9 protein-coding genes and 11 tRNA genes are annotated in these 18050 nt (G+C 61.2%); 15 read left to right on the top strand and 5 right to left on the bottom strand.

The features are described 5' to 3' along the window. Window positions 1–344 precede the first annotated feature (344 nt). From BV106_RS15370 to BV106_RS15360, 3 genes are read right to left on the bottom strand one after another with little or no spacing between them, the layout of a single operon-like run. The gene (locus BV106_RS15370) at window positions 345–734 is read right to left on the bottom strand and encodes a RidA family protein (RefSeq protein WP_038166092.1); all 390 of its coding nucleotides are present in this window, start codon (window positions 732–734) and stop codon (window positions 345–347) included. A gap of 53 nt (window positions 735–787) precedes the next feature. Next, window positions 788–2284: a M81 family metallopeptidase gene (locus BV106_RS15365; protein ID WP_038166091.1), complete on the bottom strand. Its 1497-nt coding sequence runs from the start codon at window positions 2282–2284 to the stop codon at window positions 788–790. A 9-nt stretch (window positions 2285–2293) separates the two neighbouring features. Beyond that, window positions 2294–2947 carry an RraA family protein gene (locus tag BV106_RS15360; protein WP_038166090.1) on the bottom strand — a complete coding sequence of 218 codons (654 nt, stop codon included), beginning with the start codon at window positions 2945–2947 and terminating at the stop codon, window positions 2294–2296. 1429 nt (window positions 2948–4376) lie between these two features. On the opposite strand from BV106_RS15360, the gene BV106_RS15350 reads away from it, so the two are divergent. From BV106_RS15350 to BV106_RS15310, 12 genes are all read left to right on the top strand, one after another. Beyond that, window positions 4377–4453 (top strand) — tRNA-Met (locus BV106_RS15350). Between the two features lie 256 nt (window positions 4454–4709). Next, a tRNA-Asp gene (locus tag BV106_RS15345) sits at window positions 4710–4786 on the top strand. A 226-nt stretch (window positions 4787–5012) separates the two neighbouring features. Then, a tRNA-Ile gene (locus tag BV106_RS15340) sits at window positions 5013–5088 on the top strand. Between the two features lie 98 nt (window positions 5089–5186). Beyond that, window positions 5187–5260 (top strand) — tRNA-Gly (locus tag BV106_RS15335). A 451-nt stretch (window positions 5261–5711) separates the two neighbouring features. Further along, a tRNA-Pro gene (locus BV106_RS38525) sits at window positions 5712–5788 on the top strand. A 132-nt stretch (window positions 5789–5920) separates the two neighbouring features. Then, a tRNA-Gln gene (locus tag BV106_RS15330) sits at window positions 5921–5993 on the top strand. Between the two features lie 135 nt (window positions 5994–6128). Beyond that, a tRNA-Leu gene (locus tag BV106_RS15325) sits at window positions 6129–6204 on the top strand. A gap of 16 nt (window positions 6205–6220) precedes the next feature. Further along, window positions 6221–6299, top strand: a tRNA-OTHER gene (locus BV106_RS38520). Between the two features lie 10 nt (window positions 6300–6309). Further along, window positions 6310–6385: transfer RNA gene (locus BV106_RS15320), tRNA-Leu, on the top strand. Window positions 6386–6905: 520 nt separating this feature from the next. Then, a tRNA-Glu gene (locus BV106_RS38515) sits at window positions 6906–6981 on the top strand. A 15-nt stretch (window positions 6982–6996) separates the two neighbouring features. After that, a tRNA-Leu gene (locus BV106_RS15315) sits at window positions 6997–7069 on the top strand. Between the two features lie 182 nt (window positions 7070–7251). Further along, complete coding sequence (locus BV106_RS15310) at window positions 7252–8466, top strand: hypothetical protein (RefSeq protein WP_038166087.1); 1215 nt, start codon at window positions 7252–7254, stop codon at window positions 8464–8466. Between the two features lie 67 nt (window positions 8467–8533). Here BV106_RS15310 and BV106_RS15305 read toward each other — a convergent pair whose 3' ends face one another. Both BV106_RS15305 and BV106_RS15300 read right to left on the bottom strand, forming a co-directional pair. Beyond that, a complete protein-coding gene (locus tag BV106_RS15305) occupies window positions 8534–9271 on the bottom strand; it encodes a response regulator transcription factor (protein WP_038166086.1) in 738 nt (245 codons plus the stop codon). Between the two features lie 6 nt (window positions 9272–9277). Beyond that, on the bottom strand, window positions 9278–11218 hold the full coding sequence (locus BV106_RS15300) for a sensor histidine kinase (protein ID WP_265595706.1): 1941 nt from the start codon (window positions 11216–11218) through the stop codon (window positions 9278–9280). Between the two features lie 289 nt (window positions 11219–11507). Here BV106_RS15300 and BV106_RS15295 point away from each other — a divergent pair, with 289 nt between their 5' ends. The 3 genes from BV106_RS15295 to BV106_RS15285 all read left to right on the top strand — a co-directional run bounded on the left by BV106_RS15295 (window position 11508) and on the right by BV106_RS15285 (window position 18001). After that, entirely contained in the window at window positions 11508–12770 is a 1263-nt protein-coding gene (locus BV106_RS15295; RefSeq protein ID WP_051945905.1) for a DUF1552 domain-containing protein, read from the top strand. A gap of 70 nt (window positions 12771–12840) precedes the next feature. Then, window positions 12841–15405: a DUF1592 domain-containing protein gene (locus BV106_RS15290; RefSeq protein ID WP_265595705.1), complete on the top strand. Its 2565-nt coding sequence runs from the start codon at window positions 12841–12843 to the stop codon at window positions 15403–15405. Window positions 15406–15496: 91 nt separating this feature from the next. Then, window positions 15497–18001, top strand: coding sequence for a DUF1592 domain-containing protein (locus BV106_RS15285; protein ID WP_265595704.1), 2505 nt, complete (start codon window positions 15497–15499; stop codon window positions 17999–18001). The last annotated feature ends 49 nt before the right edge of the window (window positions 18002–18050 follow it).

Raw genomic sequence — 18050 nt, 5'->3', positions numbered from 1 at the left:
CGTTGGTTTAGATGTTGAGGGCTGTAGGCCCGGGGTCATTCAGGGATGCTCGTCGTGGGCAGGCTTGATGAGGCCGGGCCTTCAGCCCTCATGGGTTGTTTGGTCATCTATTCCTTGGGCGTTGCCCAAGGCTGCTATCAAGCCGGACCTTCGGCCCTTCTGAAGCGGCATTCCTGCCACCGGCATGGCAAATGCGCTGTCGCTATCCCGGGCTTGCCTAGGCAAAACAGCAAAACTATCCTTATCCCTGATGGCATTGGCGCAAACGCGGAACTCCAACCCTGCCGCGGAAGTGGGCAAGGCCAGAGTCACATCATCCACTCCGCTTTTCAGTGTCCCAATCTTCAATCTTGGCCCTTTGGCTTCACTGCCACCGCCTCGATCTCATACTTCAATGCCGGAGGCAGACAGTTGGTGATGGTCGTCCGGGTCGGAAATGGTTCAGAAAAATACTCTCGGTAGAGCTGGTTGTAGAGCGGCACATCAGCCGGCTCCCGCACGTAGTTGCGGGTCTGGATGACATCCGCCAGGGTGCACCCCGCTGCGGCCAGCACCTTGCGGACATTTTCAATCGAACGTCGAAATTCCCCTTCAAAGGTGTCGCTGACGATCTGCCCGGCCTCATCCACCGAGGCCTGCCCGGAAATGAAAACAAAATCTCCTGCCACCACCACAGGGCTGAAGGGCAGATGAGAGACGGGAGTGCCAGGATCGCGAGGATAGGATACGGTCATGAGTTTCTTAAGAGTTCGTTGTCTAACAAGGATGCCTGATTTCAGGCGAAGTTTCAGCTGTTCACAAAGGGATAAACGTCAGCACGCAGCCTGCGGTAGGGCATCTTCGTCACATCACTGCGACAGGGGCCTGGGGTGTCCGCCCAGAGCAAGAGGGAGGCGATCCCGTCATAGGCCCGACGGTGCGCCACCGCGGCCTTGACTCCTATAACCCGGAGCTTTTCCGGAGCAATTCCCTGCGAGTTCCACTGCCCCAGGTCAAAGGGTGGTGTCTTGTTGGAAGTGAGCAGGATCGTCACCCCACGGTGACGAACCACCGCGCAGGGTCCCATGTCGAAGGCGTCGCCACACATGCTGGCGAGGTGGCTGCGGCGGTCCTCCAGCCGAAACAGACCCGGCTGGAGCGCCACCAGTTGCACCTCCAGCGAAAGCGGCCCTTCATCCAGCGAGCTACCCCGCCCCCCAATGGGCAGCGTCATCCGGCTGCCTGCAGCGGCACCGTGCAGTTGCCGCACTGCGGCCGGGTCGTTGATGCAAATAGCCGCATCCTGAAGGTCGTGTTTCACGAAGGCCCGCAGGAGCCCCGTTCCGTCTCCTGGTGCGCCGCCTCCGATATTGTCTGCCGGCTCCGCAATCACCACCGGACCACGAAAGGGCGCTTGCGCCGCCTGGATCACCTGGTCCATCACCCCAGCCAGTGAGGCATCGCGAACGTTTCCAGCCTCACGCCATTCCCACGCCAGATTGCAGAGATCCTTCAGCGCTGACTCCGCCTCGACTGCCTCCCCGCTGGAGGAGATGCAGAAGCTCACCCCGGTTTCCTCCGTGTCGGCAAAGGAGAAGCCAGCCACCACGTTCACGGCATAGAATTCCTGAAATCGCGCCTCCAGAGCACGCGCCATGGTCTCCAGATCCCGCATGGGAACCACCGCCGTGCCCGTCCCGGTGGGAGGCCAGACCACACGAGCATGCCGCCAGTATTGGTGGGGAGTTTTTCCCGCGCTCAGGCAGCGTTGCAGCAATTCCGCAGCATGCACGGCCATCGCGCGTCCGTCCGTGTGAGGATTCTCGCGATACGCCACCAGGCAGTTGGCCCCTGCCGCCATTCGAGAAGTGTAGTTGGCATGCAGGTCAAAGACACCGAACACCGGCAACGCACCCGCCCCCGGAAGCTCTCTGATCCTGCTCAACAACTCTCCCTCCACATCCTCATACCCCGGAGAAACCATCGCCCCGTGCAACACCAGATATACGGCATCCACGCCAGACCTCAGGGCAGGATCTGCCACCGCCATAAACTCTCGCCACCAGGTCTCCACCACCTCATCTGGAACCATGCCACCCGGGGACGCCCGCATGTCGATGGCCGGAATCACCTCCCAGCCAAAGCGCCCGGCAGCTTCCAGCACGCCCCCCAGAGGAGAGGCATCCCCACAGCAGCCGAGCATCTCATACCCCCGCAGCGTGGCGAAGTCGGCAAGACCCGTCTCCCCCTCCACGAAGGTGTGGGTTTCATGAAACAAACCAGCAATGAGGATTCGGGGGCTCATGTCTCGAATTCAGAGAATGCCGTACTTGCGGAAGACCTCGCCCATGGGCACCCCGCGGGCCAGGTCCTCGCGGGCGATGTTTTCACCTTGAACCTTTTCGTTTGCCAGGCGCACTGCCTCTGGCGCCACTTCTTGCGGGATCACCACGAGACCATCCTCATCACCCAGGATGTAGTCGCCCTTCTTCACCACCACATTACCCAGCCGGATCGGCTCCGAGATCTCAACAATGTCTGCCCGGCCCTTGCTGTCTGCGGGGTGATATCCAATCCCGAAGACCGGGAAGCCGAGTTCCCGGATCTTCCACATGTCGCGCGTGCAGGCGCTCATCACCACGCCATGCACCCCTTTGTAAAGGCAGGCGGTGGTCAGGAGTTCACCCCAAAAACCGCAGGTCTCATCATTGCCCACGTCTACCACCAGGACATCGCCGCGGGTCATGGCGTCCACTGCGGCAATTTCCAGCTTGTACGGTTCAGCAGGCACTTCTGTCACCGTCGTGGCCTGGGCAGGAAACACTCTTCCATAAATTTTGTGGACCGGGGTGAGCGGACGCAGATTCGCGGGCAGCGTTTGGTTGGGGAAACCCAGTCCGTCCAGCACATCGGCAACAACAGCGGCGTACAGAGGGGCAAGTTGGGCAAGGAGATCGGCATCAGACATGAGGGGGACAGAACGCAGCCCCTGTGCCGGTGTTGCGTAGAGAGCACTTTTGTATTGAGAGAAGGAAGAAAAGCTCAAATACGGGCCTCAGAAAAGACAGGCCGTTCCCGCCCCCCGGAAGATGCCCCCTCCCCTCATCTTTAATCCATCCCTTTGGCGGCAGCCCCCGATTCAGGGATATGAAAACAAAACTCCAATCCCTTTGGCAACGTCAACAAGAAGGAAAGGCCGGCTGGATCTTCCTCTGGCTTCTGGGCGTCCCCATTCCCATCCTCCTGATTCTCTTCCTCATGCGCGGGTGCACCTAGCACGCCTGCGCCCATGGCGCTTGTCCATAGAGATGCCCTGGCAATCGAGCCTGAGCGTGGTCTCCACGTTCCGCCTGATTGCCGGGGCGCTTTCGTTTATGGAGATACCACGAACGACCAGCGAAATGGTTCGATGCATCAACATAGCGCCCACCGCCTCACGGCCACATGTATCAGACTCCACGGAAAAAATCTGCACAAAGTTATTCAAATAACATTGACGCCTGAGTAACTTTGATTTAAACATGTATCACCTTCAACAATGAACTCACTCCGGCACAGCGACCTCTCGATACTTCCAGGCTCATCCTGGCGGGATCGCAGTCGCGCCAAAGAAGCCCTCAGAGGATTGCCGTATCACGAGCAATCCGAGTTTATGGGCATTCTGTGCGCACACGCCGGCAGCTAGTTCTCAAGATCTCCATCAGAGGATCCCTTTTCCCGAGAACCCTGCCCGCCCTCAAAAGGCTCGCAGGGTTCTTCATTTTCAACCACTTACACACGGACCTTTATCGGTCCACTCCCGGAAAGGAGCGTGCTCCACCCACTAACATCCGCCCCCAAAGGTGAAAAAGGCCCCGCCGTCAGCGGCAACTGACGACGGAGCCGGATTGGTCACCGATACATAAACCGTCCCGAGCAGAGACTGGGTTCCATGGTCTGGCTTCCACCATAACAGTGGCAGCACGCCCTCCCACTGTCAAGTTATCCATCCGACTTATCAACTAAGTCGAAACTGATGGATTAACTCGGGCACACTTATGCCATCGCACCGCCCCCCTCACCTCAGGAGCCCTACTCCTACAACAACAGTCCAAGCAGGCCCTGGGCCCGCAGCAAGAAACCCACCGAGAAGGTGGAATGCTGCCCCCAACGGGAGGTGTGCCTCAAAACACCGAAACATCCGCCGTGAAATCACCTGCGGGTGCGAGCTCAAGAGAGAGCTGGCAGCGGTGAGCGATCTTTTTTATTCAAACATCAGCAACGCTGTTTCCGCTTCAGGAAACAATGCACTTTTAAAAGGTCGAATACGGCGTGCGCCAGCCGCGCAGCAGAGCCTCCAAAACTCAGCCCGCCCGGGGCAGCACCGGGGCGCCGTGCCATTCGACAATCATCACAACGGCGGGGTCGCCAAATGGGAAGGCACCGGTCTCATAAACCGGAGATTGAGCAGGTTCGATTCCTGCCCCCGCTACCAATTTCCCCTCCTGGCTCTGATCCATTTATGCGGTTCCGAGCCCAGGCCATCGATCCATTCATTTCAACCGCGGGAAGGTTGAGAACCTGGAAAGTCTCATAAGCTTTCCCATCGTGGTGCGACTCCACGTCCCGCAACCAATTTTCCCTATGCCGTGGTAGCTCGTTAAAGACACGAATTGGTCCGTAAAACCAAAATCCTTCGGGATCGACCAGGAGCATTACCTGGACGCGGCACTTTTTTCATCCACCACAACGGCCTGTTAGCTCAGCCACGAAGAGCACCCGCCTGTCGAGCGGAAGGTCGCGGGAGCAAAGCCCGCACAGGCCGCCAATTTTTTCAAGTCATCGCGCATGAGGGAGCCAGCGAACCCGACTCGTTTGGGACAAGGCGTCGCCCGGGGCAGCACCGGGGTGCGCGACCAATCCCCATCAGCAGGGAACACGACCGGCCAGACGAGGACGCTGCTTTGAACCCAGCCGCGCCTGCATTCCAGGCGTTCAGGGTGCGAGTCCCTGGTGTTCCGCTCTATTTCATCCAACCTCATTTATTTTCACCACCTTTCGTAGCTCAGTCAGTAGAGCAGCGGCCCGATAAGCCGCAGGTCGCAGGTGCGAACCCTGCCGGAAGGACCATTTTTCAAAGGCTGTGTAGCTGAGACAGATTAGCGCTTCGCTGAAGACGAAGAGAGTCCGGCGCGATACCGGACACAGCCACCACTTCATTCATTTACGCGTCATTGGTGTAACAGAAGCATGTCGGTCTTCCAAACCGCGGGCGCCGGGGCAGATCCGGCATGGCGCACCATTTCCCAACCTCAACAATTTTGGAAGTCAAAGCGGACAAGCGAGCCGCCGCCGGCTGGAAACCGGCCGGGCCTGGATTTCCTGGGCTGTGGAGCATGTCCACTGACTTCCGCTTTTTATCCACCCCCTTTTAAATGGAAGCTGAACCGGACCAGCGCGCCGGGACCGCCTCGAAGACGGATCGTTCCACTCTAGCGGTGGAATGGGGAGCATGCCCTCCGGCTTCCGCCAACATCTCCGGCTCAAACCCAAATGGTGATCATGATGTAAAAGTTAGCATCCAGCCCTGTGAAGGCTGACGTGCGGGTGCAAGTCCCGTTGATCACCCCAATTTCTCCCGCCAATCGCACGCAAGGCAAAGCCCTCGCGCCACCGGTCTGCAAAACCGGATTACCCGGTGAAAGTCCGGGGCGTGCGTCCAACTTTCCTTCAGTGTTTCATGAACCTCAGTTCACGCAGAGGCCAAAGCAGACGAGGCACTTGTCCGGGAGACAAGTGGAAGCAGGTGCAAGTCCTGCCTGCGTGACCATTTTCAGTCCTCAAAGATCCCGGGCGCGGGATGTGACAGCAGCATGCTCCATTCGGTGTGGAGTTGAGCCGTGCAACTCGGACGCGCCCGACCAATCCCCCTTGCCGCCATGTTTTTGAATCACCACGAGGAGCTCCGTAGCTCAATCAGACAGAGCACCCGGCTTTGGACCGGGTGGTTGATGGTGCAAATCCATCCGGAGCCGCTTGGTGAATTGCGGGGCAGCAAGCAACTCACAGGTCCACTTTATTGTTCATGCTCGCGTATCGGCTTGGGCTTCGAACCCATTGAAACCGTAACAGACTCATGCGGGTGCAAATCCTGCCGCGAGCACCATTTTCCCGGCGTAGCCCAACAGCAGAGGCACTCCGCTTAGAACGGAGCCAGTGCGGGTGCGATTCCTGCCGCCGGGACCAATTTCCTCTCAACCATGCTCGTGTATCGGCTGGAGCTTCTAACTCCTTGAAACCGTAATAGACCCATGCGGGTGCAAGTCCTGCCACGAGCACCATTTTCTCTCCCCCGGTGTAGCCCAACAGCAGAGGCGCTCCGCTCAAACCGGAGTCAGTGCAGGTGCAACTCCTGCCATCGGGACCATCTCATTGCCCTATGTTCGAACTTCTCGTGATCCAGCAAGGCCGACACACCCTCAAACTACTCTTCAACTCCGCCACCTGAGCGCGAAGCGCTTTTGGAGTGCGCGCGGGAACCGCCGCTTTCGGGAGTCCTTGTGATAGCCTCGAACCAAAGACCGGTATCGGAGGCCTGCCTCAAGCAGGCCATTCCTCCGTCCAAGGCCGCGCATACCTTTTACTACGTCACAAGCAAGGGCTAGAGCGGCGATTCTCGCCGCACTCCACAGCGACTTCGTCGCCAGATGTCGGACCTCAATCGCCAAGAAACACCCATCTCGGGCTTCCCACCTTTCTTGGTGCTACGTCCCCCTTCATACTCAGTCTTAACCCTGACTTCTCTCCACGGAACGTGAACCAGACAAGCGCGCTGGGACTCGGTGCTAACGAGATCGTCGTACCTTCACGGTGCGATGGGGAGCATGTCCTCCGCGTTCCGCCATTTCTAGAGCCAGGTTTATCCCCCTTCCCTTTCCCCCTCACTCGACCCCATCGTCTAATCAGCCAAGACCTTCGACTTTCTATCGAAGAATGCCGGTGCGAATCCGGCTGGGGTTGCCAACTTTCCCATTCCCCGCTCGCGTAGCCCAACAGCAGAGGCACGGCGTTGAGAGCGCCGCCAGTACAGGTGCGACTCCTGTCGCGAGCACCCACTTTGTCTCGTCCCCCACTCCATTCCGCCCCTAGGCCGTGCCTGGAAGCCAAACACTTTTCTTTTGTGCTTGCCATCCCCTGTCTGGCCTGCGATTTACGCACGTGCTGTCACCTAAAGGGCGCCCCTATATTATCTACCGGCCTCCGCCGGGCTGGGGATTTTGGTCCAATTTCACGGTGATACTGCAAGGGCTCGATGAGGCGGACCGGCAGGGCATGCTCCCAGTGGTGGATATGGAGAACCATCCCACCCGCTACAATGAAGACAGCGATGAATTGGGCACCCGGAACGCCTGGGAATACTACTTCGAACAGCCGGCCGGCCTTTCACTTTCAGAAGCCCTTGCCCTCGACCCACTCGACAACCAGGGCTCGGTGGATGGACCGTTCACCACTGACCCCGATGCGGTCTTTCCGGCCCCGCTGCTATCACGGGCGCGAGACTTGATTAACAAGTACATCCAAGTTCAGCCTGAAATTTTGGCAAAGGCGAATGCCATTCTACCTCCGGTTGTGCAGTCAGATGTCTTGGGAGTCCATGTTCGCGGCACGGACATGCGCACGGGACTCCTCCCTGAGCACCCCATACCTCCCACGGCGTCGACCTTTCTCGACCAAGCAGCCGCCTTGGATCGTGAGTTTCATTTCAGAACGGTGTTTCTGGCGTGCGATGAACACGAAACCGTGGAGATTTTCCGCGGACACTTTGGCTCTCGACTTCTCGTCAATCCGGGCCATCGCACTTCAGCGTCGGGCAGCTACCCCTCGGACTACCACTGGTTGTTCGATCATCAGCGTCATCATCACCGGTATCTCCTCGGTCTTGAGGTGCTCCTCGATGCTCTGCTTCTATCACGCTGCGGGCATCTGCTCTGCGGACTGTCCAATGTCAGCAAATCGGCCGTCTGCTTCTCAGACGCCAGCCAGATAGCACATGTGATTCCGCCGCTCTGGTGCGCACCCCCTCTCCGCGGCCCCTCCATCGGGAGGTCGTTCTTGGCCACGATGCCGTCTGCTCCCCGCCCGCTATCGCCACTCATCCTACAGTCCCACATCCTGGAGTTGCAGCAGCTTCTCGAGATCACCGAGAATGCTCGTGCCGATGTTGTCTCAGAGCTTGAGTCTCTTAAGCGGCGGCAAATAGCCGACCAAGACGCTATTGCCGGCAATGCGAACTCCAGCCTTCAGGCGCTGAAAGAAGCGCGAAAGGAACTGGCCCGGGTGAAAAAAGAGCTTCATGAGTCGACTTCAGCCGTCAAACAGTTGCAGGGGAGAATTCTGCAACTCCTCAACGGATGGACCCGTCTGGGATGGAAACTGATGCCGTGGACCAAGCCCTCATGGAGGCACAAGCCCACTATCGTCCAATCAGAAAACAAGACCAGCATCTGAAATCACCTTCCGCCCAACAGCCGCAGCCCCCGTGCCAGTTTCGGATCCTCCGCCTTCCACTCATTGGCTACACCAGCCGCTCTTTCACCGCCTTGGCGATCGCTCCACCACGACTGCGTACTTGTAGCTTCTCGTACACGCTGCGGATGTACTCATCCGCTGTGTAGTAGCCGATGCCCATCTCCCCCGCTGCCTGCTTGATGGTGTGACCTTGCACCAGCAGCTCCAGAATTTGCAGTTCCCGGGGGGTCAGGCCGTACGTGGCCTGGCCACCCTTGCCCGCGGCCTCTCGAGCAGGACTGCTGTTTCCTTGATCCCCTGCCCGTCCCGCATTTACTTTGGAGAACATCTCCAGGACCCGCCGGGCGATGGCGGGATTGATCGGTGAGCCGCCCGCGGCAGCAGTGCGGATGGCTGCAGCGATGTCATCGACTCCAGCGGTCTTCAGCAGGTAGCCTGCGGCCCCCGCGCAAATGGCCCGGAAGATCTTGTCGTCATCTTCAAACACGGTGAGGATCACGATGGCCAAGTTCGGGGCATGCGACTTCAGCGCTGCGATTCCCTCAATGCCGCTCATACCCGGGAGCTCCACATCCAGCAAAAGCACGGACGGGAGCTCGTCACCCACGGCTTGCAATCTGGCCACCGCATCCTCCACCGCGGTGAATCGCTGACCACAAGTGATGCCGTCCAGCCGGTTGAGGGCTCGCATGAGCCGCTCGCCATAGGTTTTGTGATCCTCCACCAACCAGACAGGCACGGGGACTGGCACAGGGGAGTGAGAAGGGGCAGATGCGTCAGCCATGAGGGTCTAGGAAAGTGGGAGACGAAGGCGGATGTGGGTGCCCTGTCCGGGAGTGGAATCGATGAGGGTACGCCCGCCGTGCTTGGCAGCGCGGCGTTGTAGATTGGACAGGCCCATGCCGCTGCCATTGGCCGATGATCCCGGCTTTTGAGCCGTGAAGGCGAACCCGCACCCGTTGTCCTGAACCGAGACCTCGACCATGGCGCTCTCGCGGGTCAGGTGAATCTGGACTCTCGTCGCCCGGGCGTGACGCATGATGTTGTGCAGGGTCTCCTTGAACATCAGCACCAGATCCCGCCGCTGGTTCATCGGCAACGCGTTGAATGCCCGGTCCACCGTTGGGTCGGAGGTCCACTCGTGCGGGATGCCACGCAGCATGCGGTCGGCGATCTCCCGCAGATGCGCGGTCAGGTCTCCCTGCCCATAGACCCCGCTCTGGGCCAGCCGCACAATGTCCCGCATGGAGTCCAGCGTCTGCTGGGCAGTATCCCGTATTTCCTGCAACTCCCGCCTGAGGTCATCATCCGGTGCCATGGCCAGAGCGTCCTGGCTGATCAGGGCAATGCTGCCGAGGCTGCTGCCGATCTCGTCATGAAGGTCCTGGGAAATTCTTTCCCTCAGGGCCTCCATTTCCGACCGCCGCAGCTGCCGTTGTCGCAAATTCCAACCCACCATGGCCATCACCGCCGCCGCAGCCAATCCACCCAGGATCAGCAAGCCCGCCCGCTGCCAGCGCTGGACGATGCTACCGCGCAGCACGGCCAGTGCCGCCAGTTGCTGCTCCAGTTCCCGACGCTTCGAAAGGCCTTCCAGCCAGTCGGGCCAGTCCACAATGTCTGCCACGCTGGCATAGCCATCCACCAGCGCCCCTTTTTCCCAGCCCTCTGCCTCCGTGGAATCGGAGGAAGTGACCGGCCTGCCCAGCGCCACATTCTGCCCGCCTGACCACACTTGCAGTTCGGCAAGGGCAAAGACGGCACTGCCATTGCTGACGTGAGGCTCATCCACATTCAACCGGACGAACCGGGCCCGCCGACCGTCCCCCACGAGGGTCACCACGTTATCCCCGGGAGGAGCCGTGTAGCTGCCGGACTGCGGAGGCGCCAGGTACTCCGGCAGTTCCGTCTGATCCAGCCGGAGTTCAAGGTGATAACGCACCGGGAAACCATACCCCGGGCTGTGGGCAAAGGCTGGCGGATGCGCAGGAAACAACCTCACCTCATCCACAGGCACCACCTCACCCAGGTCCACCATGACCCAAGGTCGCGTGAGCCCGAGACTCTCACTGGCCGGCTTGCTGCGGAATCCCAACGCTGGACTGGCGCGGTGCCCCAGCGGTGGCCCCAGCACCGTGTGCCCATCCACCAGATTAATCCTCCCCCAGTCGGGCCGCGTGCCCTGGCTGCTGCGGGCCTTTACCCGGTCTGGCCCCACGGCCTCCAGTTCCGGCCCGAGATTTCTCTTCCCCTGCATCACCATCACTTCCCCCAGTGCGACAAAGCTGCGCCCGCCCTCGGTGTAGAGACGCGTCGCCGTGATGCGGAGTTCCTTGACCACCCTTCCCCCCACCGGGATCCATACCGGCAGATTCCCAGGATTGGGGAAATCTTGCTGCGTGTAGTCCGCCAGCACCACAAGACCGTCGTTATCGGCTCCGTCTTGCTCATCGTCTGCCAAGGTCGCCTCCACACGGAAGCGCTTGGGAAAGCCGTAGCCAGCTTTCGTCGTCGCCCCGCCAGGTGGGGGAGCAATCAGCACCACAGCATCGACAGCCTGTGGCCGGCCCAGCCGGAGATCCACCCACTGCTCCGCCTCGGGCGCGCCCAGGTAAAGGCTGTGCCAGCCGATCCGCTCGGATGGGTGCACAGCCGGCGCAGTCGGAAGGCCGGGAAGCTGCTGCTCCAGGTCCACGCGTTCCCGCTCCATGCGGGCGAGTTCCGGGCTCAACCACTCCAAAATACCGGCGTGGCACGGGAGGGAGAACAGAGCCAGCCCCCATGCAACCCCCGCCAAGATCAAGGTCGCCGTCCTGCGCGATAACCCGTTCCTCCGCCGGGCTGGCAGAGGCAAGGAATCTCGTTCGCGTAGAGCAGCGTTCATCAGTGGGACCCGACCAGCTTAGCTTCGCGCCCTGCGTTTGCCATCCGCCATTTTCACCTGTTCACCCCGAGAACTCGGGGGAGGTAATTCTGGCGCCAGTCCGTTACTCTCCGAACGCCTGCCGTTGCCTCCACCCATGAGCCACATCCTCACTCACCGCCGACGTCTCTCCCGCCGCCATCTGCTCCGCGGAGCAGGGGCCTGCCTCGCCCTGCCGTTTCTGGAGGCAATGGGCCAGGGCAGCCCCGGGCAGACCAGCGTGCAGCGCTTTGTCTGCGTGGCCAATCCGTTCGGCATGATTGCGGACGCGTTCTTCCCTGCAGACACGGGATTGACCGCCGCCCTGCCGGAGAGCCTGCAGCCTCTGGAGGAGGTGCGGGGGAAGTTCACGGTCTTTTCCCATCTGGACCACGGCTTGAACGGAGGCCACTCCGGCACCCATGCGTTTCTCTCTGGGGTGCGATCCTCCGAGGCCGCAGGCATGCCGGACGGCAACATCACGCTGGACCAGTACTGTGCCGAGCACGTGGCCGGAGCCAGCCGCTTCCCCGTGCTGAACACCTCTGCCGGCAGCAACAACGGTGGCGGCGTGGAGCTCTCCTGGACACGCTCTGGGGTGATGGTGCCCTCCATCCAAAAAGTGAGCCAGGTGTTTCAAATGCTCTTCGTGGATGACCCCGCGGACAAGGCCGCGCTGCGCACCGCCCGGTATCAGCACCAAGGGTCCATCCTCGATACCATCCAGGAACAGGCCCGGGTGATGAACAGCCGGCTGAGTCACGGCGACAAGGAGAAGCTCGACCAATATTTCACCTCGATCCGTGAAGTGGAAAAGACCCTCCAGCAGGAGCGGGACTGGGTCTCCCGCCCCCGGCCCAAGGTGGAGATGAAGGAGCCCAAGAACGGCACGGTGACACAACAGCTTCCGATCCTCTTTGACCTCATCGCCCTAGCCTTGCAGACCGATTCCACCCGCGTGGCCACCATCGAGATTCCCGGTGCTTTTGACACTGGCGCAGTGGGCATCGAGGCCAAGGGCTACCATGCCTACTCCCATCATGGCAAGGACCCCACCCTCATGACAGGCATGCGCAAGGTGGAACGCTACCAGATGGCGCAGCTCGCTCGCTTCATCAGCAAGCTCTCTGACCTCGGCCTGCTGGACAGCACGCAGGTGCTCTTTGGCAGTGGCATGGGGGACGGCAGCGCGCACACCAACCGCCATCTGCCCGTGCTGGTGGCCGGGGGAGGCTACCGCCACCAGACACATGTGAGAATGCCGGAGCAGGAGGGCAGGAAGGTGCCGCTGAGCAACCTTTACCTCACTATGGCGCAACGCTTTGGCCGGGACGCAGAGTGCTTCGGCTACAGCACGGGCACGATGAACGGTGTGATCTGATTTCCCTCCTCACATGAAGCTGGTCGTCGCTGTCTCATCGCTGTTATTTCCATTAGTCTCCAGTCCCCTCTTGGCAGCGGGACCTGAGTTGGGAGCCTTCATCTCTGAACGCTGTCTGGACTGCCATGATGACTCCACGAAGAAAGGCGGGTTCAGCATGGAGCATCTGGACGCCATCATCACCCCGGCCAATGCCAAAGACTGGCTGAAAGCCCTGCAGCAGATCGAGCGGCAGAACATGCCGCCAGCCGACAAGGATCAGCCGAACCGTGAGGAACGCCACGCCATCGTCCAGGCCCTGGAGGATCGGCTCGTGGCTCATGCCCGGGCCCAGATCACTGCGGAAGGAAGCGCCGCCCACCGCCCCGCCACCCTGCGCCGGCTAAACCGTACCGAATACCGGCTCACCATCCGGGATCTGCTGCATCTGGATGTGAGCAGCTTCGACCCCAGTCGCGAATTCCCAGAGGACACCCGGGTGCATGGTTTCGCCAGCAACGGGGAGAAGCTCGTCACCTCCAGCTTCCTGCTGCGCCAGTACCTGGAGTCTGCCGAGCAGATCGTGACCCGGTCCGTTCACTTCCGCCCTCAGCCCCCCGTTCAGCAGTGGCACCTGTCACCGCCCTTTGACCGCACCACCCGGGGCTTCGCCTACGCAGAGAACGCGTACTATCGGAAGACGCTGCGCCAGCGCCCGCCTCACCAGTCGCTTACCGAGCGCATGCGGGGCCTGCCGCAGGTCGGTTACGCTCCGGTGGATGAACTGCGAGCGGGCGTGCCGGAAAGCGGCTGGTACCAAATCCGTATTCGCGCAGAGGCCAGACATCGCTACGCCGACCTTGATCCTAAAGATCCTGCTCTGGATTTGAGGAAACAAAAGTTCCCCTCCCTCTGGGATCCTACTGAGCCCATCCGTCTGGGACTCTACACTGGCACGCTGGAGGGCATCGATCCCGAGAACAAGGAGGCCCTGGACACCGCCGCGACCGGATACCAGTCAGGCCAGCGGCAGCTCGCCGTCTGGGACCTGCCCGATGATCAGCCCACGTGGCTGGAGTGTCGCGTGTGGCTGGATCGCGGGCAGTTTCCCCGCCTGGGATTCCCCAATGGCCCCAGCGACAGCAACAACCGTCTGCGCAATTATTTCAAAGCCAACTTCGAGCGTCTGCTGAATGCTGAGCAGCGGGCCAAGTACGAGCAAGACAAGTCCAATGACTGGAATCTCTTCATGTGGTTCCAGTCGCCGCGCATCGAAGTCTCCAACATCGATGTCACCGGCCCTCTGCACGACACCTGGCCACCGGAGAGTCACCGGGCCATTTTTGGGAGCGCGCCTTATCAGAGCGAGCTCGCCAAGGCAGTGCTGAAAGAGTTTGCCGTCAAAGCCTGGCGTCGCCCTGTGGCCGATGAAGAAATGTCTCCCCTGCTGGCTTTGGTCCGACAGTCAGAACAAGCCGGGATGAAGGCGGAGGTCGCCATTCAGGAGGGCATCAAGGCCATCCTGTGCTCGCCGGAGTTCCTCTATCGCGAGGAGAGGACGTCCAGGCTCACTGGCTATGAGCTCGCCTCCCGCCTCTCCTACTTCTTGTGGTCCTCCATGCCGGATGACGCCCTGATGAAGCTTGCGGAGAGCGGTGAACTGAGCCGGCCGGAGGTTCTGCGCCGGGAGGCACTGCGAATGCTCGCCGATCCGCGCTCTGAGGCCTTTGTGGAGGAGTTTCTCAATGGCTGGCTGGACCTGCGTAAGCTCGGCACCATGGCCCCTGACGTGCACAAGTTCGCCACCTACTATGACAATGACCTCGAACCCGCGATGCGCATGGAGACCCGTCTCTTCTTTCGCCAGCTCCTCCATACCAACGGCCCCGCCACCCGTCTGCTGGACTCTGACTACACGCTGGTGAACCAGGACCTGGCCCGCCTCTACGGGATGGCCCCCGAGATTGTCTCCAAGAACCTTGCTACCGCAGTGCCGGGACTGACGCCCGAGGAGTTGGTTCCTGACGGGGCCGGTCATGCGCCTTCCCTCGGCTTCACGCAGGTGAATCTCACCGACCGACGCCGCGGCGGGGTGCTGGGCCATGCCAGTGTGCTCACGCTCACCGCCAACGGGGTGGATACCTCCCCGGTCATCCGCGGGGTCTGGCTCCTGGAGAACATCCTCGGGGCCACGCCGTCTCCTCCCCCGCCCAATGTTCCCGCCATCGAGCCCGACATCCGCGGTGCCAAAACGATCCGTGACCAGCTCATGAAACACCAGGCCAGCGGCAGTTGCCGGAGCTGCCACCGCCAAATTGATCCGCCGGGATTTGCGCTGGAGAACTTCGACGCCATCGGACGCTGGCGCGGCCATTATCTCAACAACAAGACCGCGCTGCCCGTGGATGCGAGCGGGCAATTTGGCAGCACTCATTTTGATGACGTCACCGGATTCAAGTCCGAGTTGCTGAACCGCCGCGACCAGTTCGCCCGCTGCCTGGTGGAGAAGCTGTTCACCCACGCGCTGGGTCGTGATCTGGAGGTATCAGACCGACCCGCCATCCGCCACATTGTGGAGAGCACGGCGGCGGCCGATTTCCCGCTCCGGGAGATCATCGTCCGCTGCGTGGAGAGTGAGATCTTCCGCCAGAAGTGACGCCCCCACCCCGAAAACTCGGGGGGCACTCCCCGAAAGGGTGGCAGCCCTCTGCCCTTTATTTGCTCAGTCCTGATCCATGACTTCACCCGTGTCCCGCACTCTCCTTTCATTTCCCCTAGCCGCCATGAGTGCGGCGGGCTTCCTCGTATCGGGGTCTACCTCGGTCTGGTCGGCGGAGTCCACCGCGGCCGCCGGAGTGGCCGCCTCCGCCTCATCCGCGCCCGCAGGCTCCACTCCTGTGGGACTCGATGACGTCGTGCGGCCCTTTTTCCAGCAACACTGCAACTCCTGCCACGGGGAGAAGAAACAAAAAGCAGATCTGCGTACCGACACGCTGCTGATCAATGCCCGCTCCCCCAAGACCATGGGGCATTGGGAGGAGATCATGAACCGGATTAACTCCGGCGACATGCCTCCGGATGATGAGCCCCGCCCTGCTCCAGCCGAAGTGGCCAAGGTCGCCGAGTGGATCGTGGGGCAGCTCCGTGAAGCAGAGGCCCAGAATCAAGTCTCTGGCGCGGAGCGTGTCTCCTTCCGTAAGCTCTCCCGGCGCGAGTATGCAAACAGCGTCCGCGATCTGCTGGGGGTGAACTTTGATGTCAAAGGCCCTTCCGGTCTGCCGGAGGACCCAGACTGGCATGGTTTCGAGCGCATCGGACCGGTGCTGACGTTGTCTCCCGCCCATGTGGAGAAGCACCTCGCCGCCGCAGAGGCAGTCCTGGACGAAGCCCTCTCCCTGCGCCCGGAACCCAAGCGGGATGTCATCCGCTGGATGCCGTTCGACATGCGGTGGAAAGGCTTTGCCAAGGAATATGAGGCGCGGGACATCGCTAATCAGGTCCGCATCGAGATCGTGCCCAACAACTACACCACGGACACCTGGCCGCTGGAGATCAAGACCACGGGAGACTACATCCTGCGCGTCAAGCTCAGCGGTCTGCGCCCGGAGGGCGGACGTGCCCCGCGCCTGAAGGTGTACATGTCCAGTGTGGACAAGACCCTGCTGGAGCAAGACGTGGATGCTCCGGAGAACGCACCCATCACAGTGGAAGCCCGCGTGCACCTGATCGCTGGCAAGTACCCGATCCGACTCATCAATTCCGTGCCCGGCCCCAATCCGGAGGCCCGGCGCTCCCGACATTCCGGCACGCCGAATGCCTTCACCACCACGAAGAGCCGCGTGCCCTGGCAGATGAAGCTGACGGATGATGACTACAAGCCCATCCAGCCCACATTGATCATCGACTCCGTGGAGTGGGACGGCCCCGTCGTGGAGTCCTGGCCCACCGCAGCCCACCAGCGCGCCTTCTTCCGCGGGGCAGATGTGCCCACTCAGGCCAAGGATGCCGCGTACGCCCGGGAGATCCTCAGCCGCTTCGCCGAGCGGGCCTGGCGCCGCCCGGTGCAACCAGGGGAGATGGACCGTTTCCTGAAACCCGTGGAGAAAGCCCAGCAACTGGGTGAGGGCTTCGAGTCCGCCGTCCGTGGCGGACTGCTGGCCATCTTGTGCTCGAAGAGCTTCCTCTACCTGGAGGAAGGCAGCGCCACCCTGCCCTCCGCAAGACTCACCGACTGGGAGCTGGCCTCCCGCCTCTCCTACTTCCTCTGGAGCAGCATGCCGGACGACCGCCTGCTCAACCAGGCACGCTCCGGCAAACTCCATGAACCCGACGTGCTGCGTGCCGAGGTGCGCCGCATGCTGGCCGATCCCAAGGCGGCGGAGTTCGCCGACAGTTTCCCACGCCAGTGGCTGCAACTGCGCAAGGTGGGCATGTTCCCGCCGGACAAGGTCCTCTACCCGGAATACGACGAAAACCTGGAGCAAAGCATGGTGGCAGAGACGGTCGGCTTCTTTGGCGAGGTGCTGGAGAACAACGACAGCTTGCGTACTTTCCTCGATTCCGACTGGACCATGCTCAATGAGCGACTGGCCACGCACTACGGCATCCCGGGCATCCGGGGGGACAAGGTCCAGCGCGTCTCTCTGAAGCCCGAGGATCACCGCGGAGGCCTGCTCACCCAGGGGGCCATTCTCAGCCTCAGCTCAGACGGCACCCGTCATCGCCCGGTGCACCGCGGCGTGTGGGTACTGGAGTCCATCATCGGCAAGCCCCCGCCACCGCCTCCTGCGAATGTGCCCGCACTCACCACGCCGGCTGCTGGCGAGAAAAAGGTGACCGTGCGGGAGAAGTTGGAGCAACACCGCGCGGACCCGAACTGCACCGCCTGCCACAACAAGATCGATCCTCTGGGCGTCGCCTTTGACAACTACGACGCGATTGGACGCTGGCGCACCGTGGAGACGGTACGAGACGGCACCGGCGCGGATCCCCAGCTCGATCCCAGTGGAGCCCTGCCCGACGGCCGCGCCTTCAAGAACGGAGCCGAACTCAAGCAACTGCTCGTCTCCGACTCCGACAAGTTCGCCCTCGCCTTCACGGAAAAGCTTGCCACCTACGCCCTGCGGCGTGGCATGACCTTCAGCGACAGAGAGGAACTGAAGCAGATCTCCGATCAGGCTCAGTCCACCGACTACAAGATCCAGTCCCTCATCGAAGCCTTCGTCACCAGCCCTCTCTTCCAGAAGCGCTAACCCGTCGCAGGCGACTGACTTCACTTATCACTTTTCACTTCACCAACTC

The organism is Verrucomicrobium sp. BvORR106 (genome assembly GCF_000739655.1).
In the GTDB taxonomy this organism is placed as follows: Bacteria; Verrucomicrobiota; Verrucomicrobiia; order Verrucomicrobiales; family Verrucomicrobiaceae; genus Verrucomicrobium.
Note: the sequence above shows the minus strand (reverse complement) of the source record. Positions and strands in the feature narration are given on the sequence as shown.